The following is a 12489-nucleotide window of genomic DNA, read 5'->3' as shown; positions in this document are numbered from 1 at the left end:
CTGGAGGTGAAGCAACACTGCCCGCAGGCGGAGGTGGTCTACGACCTGTTCCACGTGGTGGCTCGCTATGGCCGAGAGGTGGTGGACCGGGTGCGAGTGGAGCAGGCGAATGCACTGAAAAGCGATAAACCGGCGCGAAAAGTGGTTAAAAGTGCGCGTTGGTTGCTGCTACGTAATCGGGCGAAGTTGAGTGAAAAACAGGATGTGAAGTTGCAGGAGCTGTTGGCGGCGAATCAACCGCTGGCGATGGTGTACGTGCTGAAAGAGGGGTTGAAGGGCATCTGGTATGCGCCGAGCGTGTGGGAAGGATGGCGACGATGGCGGAGCTGGATGCGGCAGGTGAAGGAAAGCGGGCTAGCGCCGCTGCAACGATTTGGTCGAAATTTATCGAAATATATGCGGGGGATCCTGGCGAGTGCAAACTACCCGATGCACACGAGTGTGCTGGAAGGGGTGAACAACAAGATCAAAGTGATAAAGCGTATGGCATATGGATTTAGGGACTCAGAATACTTTTTTCTGAAAATCAAGGCGGCCTTCCCCGGAAAGCCGCGATGAACCTTATTTTTGTCGCAAATCAAGTTGTGCAAAAAGGCAAACCGGATGAAAGTCCGGGACGCAAAGCTTCCGGTCTAAGGGTCTGCGTACCTAGGATAGCGGGGCCACCACAGGTTGTATCGTCCATGGGCCAAGCCATGGTTGCGATGTTGTCTGCGTTACCTGGCAGGTTGCGTTGCCTTTTTCGTTGTTAATTCCAATAACGAAATAAGGAAGTTCAAATATGTTAAGTCCAAAACTTTCCCTGCTGGCGCTTCTGGTCGGGGGGCTTTGCACTACCTCCGCCTTCGCCGCTGCCCCGGGCAAACCCACCATTGGCTCCGGCCCCACCAAGTTTGCCATCGTTGAAGTCAATCAGGCCGCTTCGGCCTACAACCAGCTGGTGACCGTCCACAAGGATGGCGCTCCCGTCAGCGTGACCTGGAACCTCTGGTCCGGTGACGTCGGACAGACCGCCAAGGTACTGCTCGACGGCAAGGAGGTGTGGTCAGGCCCGGCCTCCGCCGCGGGTACCGCCAACTTCAAGGTCACCAAGGGGGGGCGTTACCAGATGCAGGTGGCCCTGTGCAACGCCGATGGCTGCACCCTCTCCGACAAGAAGGAGCTGATGGTCGCCGATACCGACGGCAGCCACCTGGCGCCGCTCAATGCGCCCCTCAAGGAGAACAACAAGCCCTACGCCAACAAGTCCGGCAAGGTGGTGGGGGCCTACTACGTGGAGTGGGGGGTCTATGGTCGCAAGTTCACCGTGGACAAGATCCCGGCCCAGAACCTGACCCATATCCTCTACGGCTTCACCCCCATCTGCGGTGGCAACGGCATCAACGACAGCCTCAAAGAGATCTCCGGCAGCTTCGAGGCGTTGCAGCGCTCCTGTGCGGGCCGCGAAGACTTCAAGGTCTCCATCCATGATCCCTGGGCGGCGATCCAGATGTCCCAAGGCAACCTCAGCGCCTGGGATGAGCCCTACAAGGGCAACTTCGGCAACCTGATGGCTCTCAAACAGGCCCACCCGGACCTTAAGATCCTGCCGTCTGTCGGCGGATGGACCCTCTCCGATCCCTTCTATTTCCTGGGTGACAAGACCAAGCGCGATACCTTCGTCGCCTCGGTCAAAGAGTTCCTGCAGACCTGGAAATTCTTCGACGGCGTGGACATCGACTGGGAGTTCCCGGGCGGACAGGGGGCCAACCCCAGCCTGGGCGGCCCGAATGACGGTGCCACCTATGTGGTGCTGATGAAGGAGTTGCGAGCCATGCTCGATGAACTGGAAGCCGAGACCGGCCGCCAGTATGAGCTGACCTCGGCCATCAGCGCCGGCGGTGACAAGATTGCCAAGGTGGATTATCAGGCGGCCCAGCAGTACATGGACCACATCTTCCTGATGAGCTACGACTTCAGCGGCGCCTTCGACCTGACGAATCTGGCCCACCAGACCAACCTCTTTGCCTCCAGCTGGGATCCGGCCACCAAGTACACCACCGACAAGGGCGTCAAGGCGCTGCTGGGTCAGGGGGTGACACCGGGCAAGATTGTGGTGGGGGCGGCCATGTATGGCCGTGGCTGGACCGGAGTGAAGAACTACCAGGCCGGCAACCCCTTCACCGGCACCGCTACCGGACCGGTGAGCGGTACCTGGGAAAATGGCGTAGTGGATTACCGCGACATCGTCAACAACCGCATGGGCGCAGGCTGGGAGCAGGGCTATGACGAGTCGGCCGAGGCCCCCTATGTCTTCAAGGCCAGCAGTGGCGACCTCATTACCTTCGACAACGACCGCTCGGTCAAGGCCAAGGGGCAGTACGTGCTGGCGAACCAGCTCGGCGGTCTGTTCGCCTGGGAAATTGATGCGGACAACGGCGACATCCTCAACGCCATGCACGAGGGGCTGGGCCACGGCGAGGGTACGCTGCCGCCGGTCAACAAGCCGCCGGTTGCCAATGCCGGCAGCGATCTGAGTGCCACCGGCCCGGCCGAGGTGACCCTCAACGGCAGTGCCTCCCACGATCCGGAAAACGGGGCGCTGACCTACAGCTGGAAACAGGTCTCCGGACCCCAGGCCAGCCTGCTGGATGCCACCCAGGCCAAGGCCCGTGCGGTATTGGATGCCGTCAGCAGCGACATCAATCTGGTGTTCGAGCTGACCGTGACCGACGATCAGGGGCTCTCGGCCAAGGATCAGGTGGTGGTCACCAACAAGGCGCCGCAGCCGAACCTGCCCCCCGTGGTCAGCGTACCGGCCAGTGCGACCGTCGAGGCCGGCAAGCAGGTGAGCATCAAGGCCACCGCTTCCGACCCCAATGGTGATGCCCTGAGCTATCAGTGGACAGTGCCGGCCGGGCTCAGCGCCACCGGTCTGGACAGCGCGACCCTGGTGGTCACGGGCTCGAACGTGGCCAGTGACACGGCCTACGATCTGACCCTGGTGGTCACCGATGGGGCGCTGGATGCCACAGCCGTTACCCGCCTGACCGTCAAGCCGGCCAGTACAGGTGGTGGCTGCGAGGCCAGCGATCCGGATGCGGCCAACCACCCGGCCTGGAGTGCAGGTACCGTCTACAACACCAATGACAAGGTGAGCCACAAGCAACTGGTGTGGCAGGCCAAGTATTGGACCCAGGGCAACGAGCCGAGCCGCACCGCCGATCAGTGGAAACTGGTGAGCCAGGTGCAACTGGGTTGGGATGCCGGAGTGGTCTACAACGGCGGTGATGTCACCAGCCACAACGGCCGCAAGTGGAAGGCCCAGTACTGGACCAAGGGCGATGAGCCCGGCAAGGCCGCCGTCTGGGTCGATCAGGGCGCGGCGAGCTGCAACTGATCTGCCGTGATGAAAAATGGGGCCGAGGGCCCCATTTTTGTCTTGTTGCGTGGTCGGGTGTCTCTTCCCTGTCAGGGGAAAAGCGCACTCGCTTTGTCAAAAAGGCCCGTCAGGGCCTTTTTTCATGGTTTGTCACCGGTTTACAGCGTTTTTTGCCACAGGCTGAGCAGCAGATCCTGCTCGAGGGCGTCGGGCCCCTGGTGGGTGAAGGCGTGACGCTGCTCGCCGCTGGCACGCCAGCCGAGGCGACTGGTCTCCAGAATGTGCTCGCGCAGGCCCTGATCCAGCGCCGTACTGAACTGGGCGCGTTGCTGGGCAACATTGACAAGCCCGGTGAGGGCGGGCCAGCTCAGGGGATGTTCCATGCTCACCGGATTGAGGCTGACGCGCAATTGCCACTGATGGCGAGGGCCGGGCTGCACGTGGAGCAGATAGCCGCCCGGTGCCAGCCAGCTGACCAGGAGTTCCGTCTTGACCTTGAGGTCGTTGACCAGCAGCACCTGGGCCGTGCCAGGCAGCAGCGGGGCGCGCGCCGGGTCGGCGATGACGAACTGGCCTTCCGGTTGCGCCTTGTTGGCGGCGAAGATGGCATTCTTGGCCAGATCGAAACCGCCGACCTGCCACCCGGGCAGCCGCTCAGCCAGGGCGCGGCAGTAGTACCCCTCGCCGCAGCCGAGGTGGACAAGCTCGCGCTCGCCAAGAGGCGCGAGCAGGTTCGCCATGGCGTCCACCAGAGGCAGTTGGTGGCCTTGTTCCAGGAAGCGGCGCTTGGCGCGCAGCAGGGCCCGGCTGTCGCTGTCCTTGGGGTTCTTCTTGCCGGGGATGAGGTCCAGATAGCCTTCCGGTGCGGGATCGAAGTGGTGCTTGTTGTCGCAATAGACCCCGCGGGAGGCGGCATGAAGGTGCAGGGGGCTGCGGCAAAGGGGGCATTGAAGGTGCATAGGAGTTCTCTTGGCGAAGGCCATGACGGCGGGGCGCTCGGGATTATAGGGGAGAGGATCGGAAAAGGCTGCCATGGGCAGCCTTTTTATCCAACGGCGCTGTGCGGGCGCCGTCGGCGGAACCCGGTCAGCGGGTACCAAACACCACTATGGTCTTGCCGTGGGCGGAGATGAGCTCCTGCTCTTCCAGCATCTTGAGGATGCGGCCGACGGTTTCACGGGAGCAGCCGACGATCTGGCCGATCTCCTGGCGGGTGATCTTGATCTGCATGCCATCCGGGTGGGTCATGGCATCCGGCTGTTTGGCCAGGTTGAGCAGGGTCTGGGCAATGCGGCCGGTCACGTCCAGGAAGGCGAGGTTGCCGACCTTCTGGCTGGTGTGCTGCAGGCGCTTGGCCATTTGACCGGATAGACGCATCAGGATGTCCGGGTTGACCTGGATCAGCTGGCGGAACTTCTTGTAGGAGATCTCGGCGACTTCGCAGGCGCCTTTGGCACGTACCCAGGCGGAACGCTCCGGATTCTCGTTCTCTTCGAACATCCCCATCTCGCCCAGGAAATCCCCCTGATTCAGGTAGGAAAGGATCATCTCCTTGCCTTCGTCATCCTTGATCAGGACGGCGACGGTGCCCTTGACGATGTAGTAGAGGGTTTCCGCTTTTTCACCGGCGTGGATCAGGGTGCTCTTGGCGGGATACTTATGAATGTGGCAATGCGACAAGAACCACTCAAGGGTGGGATCGCTTTGCGGTTTGCCAATGATCATGAGACTTCCTCTGTAGTGTCATTTTTATGGACTGTGCGTCCAGGCAAGTTGCCAAGCTTGCCATTCCTTACTCTTTGGTCGCAGTAGAATAAGAGCCTTTGCCTGTGCTGACAAGGCTTTGGGGTTTTGCCGTCCACCGGTGAGCCGCCATCTGCTGCGTCGTCCGGGGCATTCTAGGCAAGAAGAGGAGGTCGGATGTTGATTTCGATCTATTTCCCTTTGGGTCGTCGTCCGTTTCGCAGGAGAGGCTGCTGTCGCCACAAACGGGGCTTTATCGTCGGGAACGGGCAAGATCCTGGCGTATGTGCCACTCGACCCCGGCTTGAGGTATGCTATGGGCGTTAGAACCGTTGTCATTGAGAGGAAAGTGAGAGATGAAAGCCAAGGTCAGCTGGGTGGAAGGCATGAAGTTTGTGGGGGAGAGCGAGTCCGGTCATCAGGTGACCCTGGATGGCGCCAACCCGGGTGAAGGTGCCAGCCCGATGGAGATGATCCTGCTGGCTGTCGGCGGTTGCAGCTCCATCGATGTGGTCTCCATCCTGGAGAAGGCCCGTCAGTCCGTGACCGCCTGCCATGTCGAACTGGAAGGGACCCGCGCCGATACCGTTCCCCGGGTATTTGAGCAGATCCACCTCAAGTTCGTGGTGACCGGCAAGGGTCTGGCGGAGAAGCAGGTCGCCCGTGCGGTGGATCTGTCCATGGAAAAATATTGTTCAGTTTCCCTGATGTTGGAAAAAGCGGTAGAAATTACCCATAGTTATCAAATTCTTGAGGGTTGACCGCTATAGTTTGTCCCGTCGATAACGCCATGACATAAGGAAAGTGCGATGAAAAAAATGATGATGTTGCTTCCCCTGTTCGGTCTGGCCGCCTGCAGCATGCCGCAGCCGACCCAGTATCAATACAGCCAGTATCAGTGCGGGGAAGAGTTGCTGGCCATCACCTATGATGCCCAGGCCGACATGGTGCAGTTCCCTTATGCCGGTGTCTATCACAAGCTGGGGCGCATCGAGTCGCCCAAAGAGACTGCCAGCTATTCCGACGGGGTGACTACCTTCTCCCGTCAGGACAAGCAGGCCACCCTGGTCAAGAGCGGTGTGACCCAGCTGACCTGCGAGTTGAAGTGACCCTGATGCCGTCACGGCGTGCATGGAAAACGGCCTGTGTGAAGCAGGCCGTTTTTGTTGAACGAGACATCAGTCTGACGGTATCGAGCCCAGCAGCTGGGCGGCCAGTTGCTGGCTAAGCTGGCCACGGGCTTCCTCTGCGACGGGTACGTCGCTGGCGAGCTGGATGGCGCTGCTCCACACCGCTTTCTGGCTATGCCCGTCGAGCAGCACGACGGCCAGGGTTCCCTTGCGGGCATTGGCGGCGGCGTTCAGGCCCGGTGTCATGCCGAGGCGGGAGAAGATCTCGCCATCGCTCATGTCCTGGCTGCCAGCTACCCCGATGGCGACCCAGACGTCGGCCTCATCCAGGGGAACGCTGCGCCAGCCTTTGCCGTCCAGTTGCCGGATGACGGCCTGCTGTACCGGTTCGAGCCAGGGCGCGGCGCTGTTGCCCGCATACTGGAATTGTTCGGCCAGCGCATAGCGTGGTGTCGCCCCGTAGGTCCAATGCTCCGCCGGGCGAACCACCATGGTGCCCGTTTCGACCGTGGGTGCGGCGGGGCCGGAGCTGCAACCGCCCAGCAGGGTTGCCAGCGTGAATGAGAGAAGTGCAGCGCGCATCGTTAAGCTCCTTGGCTCAGGTGATCTTGCCTGTTTCGATCAGTTGCTGGATCAGGGGGCGCAGGATCAGTTCCATTGCGAAGCCCATCTTGCCACCCGGCACGACGATGGTGTTCATCCTGGACATGAAGGCGCCGTCTATCATCGACAGCAGGTAGGGGAAGTCCACCTGCTTGATGCCCCGAAACCTGATCACCAGCATACTCTCGTCCAGGCTGGGTATCACCTTGGCGCTGAAAGGGTTGGAAGTATCGACGGTCGGCACCCGCTGGAAGTTGATGTGGGTGCGGGAGAACTGCGGCGTGATGAAGTTGATGTAGTCGTCCATGGAACGCACGATGGAGTCGGTCACCGCCTCGCGGGAGTGGCCGCGTTCCGAGGTGTCGCGAATGAGCTTCTGGATCCACTCCAGGTTGACGATGGGCACCACGCCGATGAGAAAGTCCACGTGCCGCGCCACGTTGTGCTCCCCCGTGACCACGCCGCCATGCAGTCCTTCGTAGAACAGCAGATCCGTCTCGCCGGGCAGATCCTGCCAGGGGGTGAAGGTGCCAGGCATCTGGTTGAAAGGCACCGCCTCGTCGAAGCTGTGCAGATAGCGCCGATACTGGCCGGTGCCGCTCTGGCCATACTCCTGGAAAAAGGACTCCAGCAGACCGAAGTCGTTGGCCTCCGGGCCGAAGTAGCTGATATGCCGCCCCTGCTCCCGGGCCTTGCGGATCGCCACGTCCATCTCGGGCCTGGTGTAGCGGTGAAAACTGTCCCCCTCGACCACGGCCGCCTTGTATCCAAGCTGGTGGAACATGGAGCGGAAGGCGTTGGTGGAGGTGGAAGTACCGGCACCGGACGAACCGGTGACCGCGATGATGGGATGCTTGGCCGACATAGAATTCTCTCTTCCTTGGGAGTTCCGTTATAAGGGGTGGCCCAAAGTGCGGTCAAGTGCGCCGTCATCCTCCCGCTGCCCCCACGCTTCCCGACAATAGCGGTGAACGAGGGCTGCCCTGTGCGCTGGGGACGCCGGAATAGGCGCTGCTGGGTGGCGAGCTGGCCATGCGGCCTGATGGTGCGAGTTGGATAGGGGGAGGGCGGGGTGAGCCGCCCGATAAGCCGTGACCGCGTTACGCTTGGGGGAAGTCGTCAGTGGGTGACTTGCTTAAATGAGTCTTTGGGACGACATTGACACTTTCGTGCAGCTCGCTATAGACAAGCACGGCGCTACCTTGTAGCAATTGTTGCCTGACTGCTTCGACCTTGTCGGTCAGGCTGACATCCTGTTCACCGTATTCGGTGCCTTCTTGCAGCACAAAGTGTTCGAGCAGGTTGGTGAGGGTGTCCGGCTCCAGTTCTTGCCAGGGGATAATCATGATTTCATCTTCACTCAGTGGGTTGCGGATATTGTCGGTGTCTGGTCGGCAAGCGCAAGGGATTTGTCTCGTTTTGGACGAGGGGTGCCATGCAATCCATTGACGCACGCCGACCCTCCAGTCAATTCGAACAGCACCTGTTCGATGCCCGCCGCCGCGCCCTGAGCGCCGGTTTGCGCTGGTACTGGGTCATCAATCTCATCGCCCTCGTATTTCTGCTGACCCGCTTTTACATCTATCGGGATGCACACCTGGTACTGGTCGGCAACCTGCCCTGGTCTTACAAATGGCAGCTGATCACCATGATAGGAGTCGGCCTGTTGCTGCCGTTCGGGTGGGGCTGGCTCTCCCGTCAACCCCATGTCATCTGGCAGGGCTCCCTGTACGTCTGCGTCCTTTCCTGGGGATTGGCCTGGGCCATGGTGGGTTACACCATCTCGATCGTCGACTTGAAGGGGGGCTTCAGCTTCATTTTCAACATGGTCAGCCTGCTGCTGACCGGTCTCGTCGCCGCGTATTGCGATGTGCGGCTGTTTTACGCCCTGGTGTCGGTCCCCCTGCTGTTCTTGCTGATGAGAGCCTCCTGGAGCCCTGATCCTTTTGTTCTGGTCAACACCATTGTGGTCGGGGTCTTGCTGGTGGTGCTGGAGACGGGGCGGCGCATGCTCAACGGCTGGTTCGAGCTTGCGGTGTCAAGGGAGCACGACAACCTGATGCTGGCAAACAAGATGAATGCCATGGCTCACCGGGATCCCCTTACCGGCATTGCCAACCGTCGCCACTTCGATCAGGCGTGCAAGCGTGCCATTGCGCAAGGCACGACCCTGGATGTGCCGCTCACCGTAATCCTGCTCGATGTGGATTTCTTCAAGCGCTACAACGATCGCTATGGTCATCAGGCGGGGGATGAGTGCCTGATCCTGGTGGCCGAGTGCCTGGAGGAGAGTGTGCGGGAACCCGGTGATCTGGTGGCGCGCTACGGGGGAGAGGAGTTCGTGGTGCTGCTGCAGGAGACGACGCTGGCCGGTGGCCAGGAGGTGGCGGAGCGCATTCGCACCACTCTGGCGGCCAGGGCTCTGCCCCATGAGGATTCCGACGTTTCCCCCCACCTCACCCTGAGCCAGGGGATAGCCCAGTGGCGAACCGGGGAGAGCCTCGTCATGCTGCTCGAGCGGGTCGATGGCGCCCTCTATCAGGCCAAGGAAGAGGGGCGCAACGGTTATCGGTTCGCGCCCTGAGTCTGTTCCCGCAACCACTGGCTGATGCGCTCATCCAGCCAGAAGCGGGGGCGCCAGGGAGAGCCGTGCAGGAAGCCCACGTGGCCGCCCTGGCTGCTCAGCTCGTAGCGCACCAGAGGGGAGAGCTGCTCTGCCGCCGGAATGACGGCATCGGTCATGAAGGGATCGTCGGCGGCGTGAATGACGAGGGTCGGGATGGGAATGCGGGCCAGCAGGCTCAGGCCGGAGCAGGTCTGGTAGTAGTGATCGGCGCTCTCGAAACCATGGAGCGGTGCCGTCACCAGCTCGTCGAACTCCCTCAGTGTGGCAATGCGGGTGATCTGGGCCGGCTGCCAGCGCGCCCGTGCCGCGCTCTGGCGCCGGATCTTGCTTTGCAGGTTGGTTCGCATGGTGCGCAGCAGGTAGTTCTGATAGACCCGTGAGAAGCCCTGATTGACCCGATCGGCGCAGCTGTCCAGTTGCAGCGGGGCCGACACTACCACCGCCGCTTTCAATTGTGCCGGGCAGGCCCGCGCCAGCAGATTGACCAGCATGTTGCCCCCCAGGGAATAGCCGATGGCGACCAGGGGCCGGCCTGGAAAACGCCGCCCCAGCTCGGCAATCACCGCCTGGGCGTCCTCAATGGCGCCTGAGTGATAGGCCTGCAGCAGCCGGTTAGGCTCGCCACTGCACCCCCGAAAGTGCATCAGCACCGCCTCGTTCCCTTGCCGCTGCAGGTGGGCAAAGAGTCCCTTGGCATAGTGGGAGTGAATGCTCCCCTCCAGTCCGTGGAACACCACCACCAGGGGGTGTTCATCCTGGCCGGGTTCGCCGCTCCAGGCCAGATCGACGAAATCGCCGTCCGGGAGTTCGAAGCGCTCCTGGATGAAGCGGGCAGGCGAGCGGCGCAGCCACTTGGGCAAAATGGTTTGCAGATGGGGGTTGCAGGCCCACCAGGGGGCGTGGAAGTGGCTTTCTGTCAACATGCAGCGACTCGGAAGAGCAAGGAGGAAAAGGGGGCGGCGAGCCCTTGGCTCGCCGCGACATCAGGCCAGCAGACGATCGTGGTGCTCGGCGCCGCGCAGCATGGCCTGGATCAGTTCGTTGGCTTCAAACTTGGTGAGCGCCTCGTGGGCGCCGACCTGATGGGCCCGCTCCACGCTGATCTCGCTGGAGAGGGAGGTGTGCAGGATGATGTAGGCTCCCGCCAGCTTGGCATCGCTCTGTACCTCGAAGGCCAGCTCGTAACCATCCAGCCCCGGCATCTCGATATCGCTCACCAGGATGTCGATCCGCGTGCCCTGGGAGACCCGGGTCTGCATCAGGGTGAGGGCGTCGCGTCCGTTGGTGCAGACCTCGTAGGGGATGTTGATGTAATCGAGCGCCGCCATGAGCTGGCGACGGGCAACGGAGGAGTCGTCCACCAGCAGGATCCGCATCGGCTTGAGCCGCTCGCGCTGCACGTCGGTCAGCACGGGGTAGAGATGGCTGGGATCGTCCGGATAGACCCGCGACAGGATGAGCTCCACATCCAGCAACTGGATCAACTGATCTCCCACCCGGGTCACGCCGGTGACGAAGACGTTCTGTCCCAAGGAGGGAGGGGGCGGCTCGATGTCACGCCAGTTGCACTCGGTGATCTTGTCGATGCCCCGCACCAGAAAGCCCACCAGGGTGCGGCGGCAATCGGTGATGATGATGAAGCAGTGGGGCATCTCCTCCCGGCTGATGGGGCGATAGCCCACGGCCATTGCCATGTCGATCACCGGGATGGTGGTGCCGCGCATGCTGGCGGCCCCGAGCACGGTGGGATGGGATTGTGGCAGGGCGGTGAGCTGGGTGTAGGGCACGATCTCCTTCACCTTGAGGGTACCGATGGCGAAGGATTGTCTGGCAGAGAGGTGGAACAGCAACATGCCCTGGGATTGGTTGGCCTTGCTCGTCATGGCGGATGTCCTGTTGATCTAGTCGGTGACGGTCAATCGGGTGTTCAGCATAAAGGATGGTGACATGAATGACTCCTTTGTTGTTAGCGGCGGTGAGCCGCAAAACTGGATTTCTTTTGCCATCCTTTTATGCCTCTCTTATCGGGTCGCGGACGGCTGAGGGGAGAGGGGCGCCCCGAGCCATTGCAGATGAGCCTCGGCCAGCGCGCTTTCATCCCGATAACCCAGCCTGCTCACCACCTGTGACGGCGTGCTGCCGCTTCGCAGCAGGCGAATCCCCTGCAACAGTTGCCACTGATCCTGCAGTGCCTGGGCGTCAGGGCCCTCGAGACCGCGAGTGCCCAGCAGGGTCTGCCAGGCAGTCACGCTATCCGGCTGCGCCCTGGCCAGGGCTTGCCAGGCATCTTGCAGTGCCTGATCCCCCAGTGACGAGATGGTGCAGCCATGCAACTCATCCCCCACCACTTGCAGCCGCTGCCCATAGGGGCCTTGCCAGTCGCGGGGGCGTGACCAGGCCGCCAGGCTGTCCAGCAGTGCGTCCATCAACGGGCTTGCCTGCAACCAGCCAGCCTGGGCGGGCTGGGGCACCCGCACGGAGCAGGCCAGCAGATCATGCTGGCAGTCAGCCAGAGGGGTGAAGGCGGCGAGGGCATCGGCACAGAGCCAGAAGTGGCTGCCAGGTGTCAGCAGCAGCTCATGGGCACCCAATTTCAGCAGCGCCGCCCCCTGGGTGACGCGCAGCAATTGGCCCATGGGGGAGCGCTTGCGGGGGCCGACCTGAAGAGTGGAAGTGGAAAAATGCTGATATTCGATGGCGTGATGCATGTAAAAACCCTGATATGATGCTGCCTGGAGGTAACAAAAATGGAAACCAGACGTAAAAAACGCTTCATTGCCGGGGCGGTTTGCCCGGCGTGCGGCAAGATGGACACCATGATGCTGTATATGGAGCATGGAGTCGAGAAGGTGACCTGTGTCGAGTGCGGGGATACCCAGGTGCAGACCCAGGTGCAGGTGGACAAGGCGACGCGTGAGGCGGAGCAGGTGATAGGGGTGTTTCGTCCCGAGTGAGTGCCATGCCTCAAGGTGATGGTACGCCGGTCAGGCTGGTCGCTGTTGATGACTTTTTCATCACACCGAAGC

The 12489-nt window shown here is 61.5% G+C and carries 13 protein-coding genes, 1 pseudogene and 1 riboswitch; of the genes and pseudogenes, 6 read left to right on the top strand and 8 right to left on the bottom strand.

Translation table 11 applies throughout. From position 1 onward, the window contains the following. Positions 1-558 (top strand): annotated as a pseudogene (locus J9892_RS23060) (ISL3-like element ISAeme19 family transposase); the annotation flags it as partial. 25 nt (positions 559-583) lie between these two features. Continuing rightward, a riboswitch (cyclic di-GMP riboswitch) is annotated at positions 584-670 on the top strand. A gap of 111 nt (positions 671-781) precedes the next feature. After that, complete coding sequence (locus tag J9892_RS23055) at positions 782-3379, top strand: glycosyl hydrolase family 18 protein (protein WP_201871810.1); 2598 nt, start codon at positions 782-784, stop codon at positions 3377-3379. Positions 3380-3519: 140 nt separating this feature from the next. On the opposite strand, the gene J9892_RS23050 is transcribed toward J9892_RS23055, so the two are convergent. Further along, positions 3520-4320 (bottom strand): putative RNA methyltransferase, encoded by an 801-nt coding sequence (locus J9892_RS23050; RefSeq protein WP_124813077.1) that lies wholly within the window; start codon positions 4318-4320, stop codon positions 3520-3522. 127 nt (positions 4321-4447) lie between these two features. After that, positions 4448-5086 (bottom strand): cAMP-activated global transcriptional regulator CRP, encoded by a 639-nt coding sequence (gene crp, locus J9892_RS23045; protein ID WP_010673237.1) that lies wholly within the window; start codon positions 5084-5086, stop codon positions 4448-4450. 374 nt (positions 5087-5460) lie between these two features. Here crp and J9892_RS23040 point away from each other — a divergent pair, with 374 nt between their 5' ends. Next, positions 5461-5865 carry an OsmC family protein gene (locus tag J9892_RS23040; RefSeq protein WP_010673238.1) on the top strand — a complete coding sequence of 135 codons (405 nt, stop codon included), beginning with the start codon at positions 5461-5463 and terminating at the stop codon, positions 5863-5865. Positions 5866-5913: 48 nt separating this feature from the next. Next, positions 5914-6213 (top strand): hypothetical protein, encoded by a 300-nt coding sequence (locus J9892_RS23035; protein WP_010673239.1) that lies wholly within the window; start codon positions 5914-5916, stop codon positions 6211-6213. Positions 6214-6282: 69 nt separating this feature from the next. On the opposite strand, the gene J9892_RS23030 is transcribed toward J9892_RS23035, so the two are convergent. The 3 genes from J9892_RS23030 to J9892_RS23020 form a co-directional block, all read right to left on the bottom strand. After that, positions 6283-6816 carry a DUF4136 domain-containing protein gene (locus J9892_RS23030; RefSeq protein WP_161470753.1) on the bottom strand — a complete coding sequence of 178 codons (534 nt, stop codon included), beginning with the start codon at positions 6814-6816 and terminating at the stop codon, positions 6283-6285. A gap of 16 nt (positions 6817-6832) precedes the next feature. Continuing rightward, positions 6833-7702, bottom strand: a complete 870-nt coding sequence (locus J9892_RS23025; protein ID WP_010673241.1) for a phosphoribulokinase — start codon at positions 7700-7702, stop codon at positions 6833-6835. A 235-nt stretch (positions 7703-7937) separates the two neighbouring features. Next, positions 7938-8183, bottom strand: a complete 246-nt coding sequence (locus tag J9892_RS23020) for a YheU family protein (protein WP_010673242.1) — start codon at positions 8181-8183, stop codon at positions 7938-7940. An 89-nt stretch (positions 8184-8272) separates the two neighbouring features. Here J9892_RS23020 and J9892_RS23015 point away from each other — a divergent pair, with 89 nt between their 5' ends. Further along, positions 8273-9421, top strand: coding sequence for a GGDEF domain-containing protein (locus tag J9892_RS23015; protein WP_210539111.1), 1149 nt, complete (start codon positions 8273-8275; stop codon positions 9419-9421). Here J9892_RS23015 and J9892_RS23010 read toward each other — a convergent pair. The 3 genes from J9892_RS23010 to J9892_RS23000 all read right to left on the bottom strand — a co-directional run bounded on the left by J9892_RS23010 (position 9403) and on the right by J9892_RS23000 (position 12171). Further along, positions 9403-10386, bottom strand: a complete 984-nt coding sequence (locus J9892_RS23010) for a hydrolase (RefSeq protein ID WP_210539110.1) — start codon at positions 10384-10386, stop codon at positions 9403-9405. The two genes, J9892_RS23015 and J9892_RS23010, sit on opposite strands and share 19 nt — an antisense overlap. Before the next feature lie 60 nt (positions 10387-10446). Beyond that, on the bottom strand, positions 10447-11346 hold the full coding sequence (locus J9892_RS23005; RefSeq protein ID WP_045523724.1) for a chemotaxis protein: 900 nt from the start codon (positions 11344-11346) through the stop codon (positions 10447-10449). A gap of 138 nt (positions 11347-11484) precedes the next feature. Then, positions 11485-12171 (bottom strand): hypothetical protein, encoded by a 687-nt coding sequence (locus J9892_RS23000; RefSeq protein ID WP_113979084.1) that lies wholly within the window; start codon positions 12169-12171, stop codon positions 11485-11487. Positions 12172-12210: 39 nt separating this feature from the next. Here J9892_RS23000 and J9892_RS22995 point away from each other — a divergent pair, with 39 nt between their 5' ends. Continuing rightward, the gene (locus J9892_RS22995) at positions 12211-12417 is read left to right on the top strand and encodes a YheV family putative zinc ribbon protein (protein WP_113979085.1); all 207 of its coding nucleotides are present in this window, start codon (positions 12211-12213) and stop codon (positions 12415-12417) included. Positions 12418-12489: the final 72 nt, after the last annotated feature.

The sequence above is a fragment of the Aeromonas sp. Prich7-2 genome, from assembly GCF_017939255.1.
Lineage (GTDB): Bacteria > Pseudomonadota > Gammaproteobacteria > Enterobacterales > Aeromonadaceae > Aeromonas > Aeromonas caviae.
This window is presented reverse-complemented; position numbering and strand designations above follow the sequence as displayed.

Coding starts and splice junctions, on each gene's coding strand:
- J9892_RS23055 (WP_201871810.1), top strand. CDS start 782: ATGTTAAGTCCAAAACTTTCCCTGCTGGCGCTTCTGGTCGGGGGGCTT.
- J9892_RS23050 (WP_124813077.1), bottom strand. CDS start 4,320: ATGCACCTTCAATGCCCCCTTTGCCGCAGCCCCCTGCACCTTCATGCC.
- crp (WP_010673237.1), bottom strand. CDS start 5,086: ATGATCATTGGCAAACCGCAAAGCGATCCCACCCTTGAGTGGTTCTTG.
- J9892_RS23040 (WP_010673238.1), top strand. CDS start 5,461: ATGAAAGCCAAGGTCAGCTGGGTGGAAGGCATGAAGTTTGTGGGGGAG.
- J9892_RS23035 (WP_010673239.1), top strand. CDS start 5,914: ATGAAAAAAATGATGATGTTGCTTCCCCTGTTCGGTCTGGCCGCCTGC.
- J9892_RS23030 (WP_161470753.1), bottom strand. CDS start 6,816: ATGCGCGCTGCACTTCTCTCATTCACGCTGGCAACCCTGCTGGGCGGT.
- J9892_RS23025 (WP_010673241.1), bottom strand. CDS start 7,702: ATGTCGGCCAAGCATCCCATCATCGCGGTCACCGGTTCGTCCGGTGCC.
- J9892_RS23020 (WP_010673242.1), bottom strand. CDS start 8,183: ATGATTATCCCCTGGCAAGAACTGGAGCCGGACACCCTCACCAACCTG.
- J9892_RS23015 (WP_210539111.1), top strand. CDS start 8,273: ATGCAATCCATTGACGCACGCCGACCCTCCAGTCAATTCGAACAGCAC.
- J9892_RS23010 (WP_210539110.1), bottom strand. CDS start 10,386: ATGTTGACAGAAAGCCACTTCCACGCCCCCTGGTGGGCCTGCAACCCC.
- J9892_RS23005 (WP_045523724.1), bottom strand. CDS start 11,346: ATGACGAGCAAGGCCAACCAATCCCAGGGCATGTTGCTGTTCCACCTC.
- J9892_RS23000 (WP_113979084.1), bottom strand. CDS start 12,171: ATGCATCACGCCATCGAATATCAGCATTTTTCCACTTCCACTCTTCAG.
- J9892_RS22995 (WP_113979085.1), top strand. CDS start 12,211: ATGGAAACCAGACGTAAAAAACGCTTCATTGCCGGGGCGGTTTGCCCG.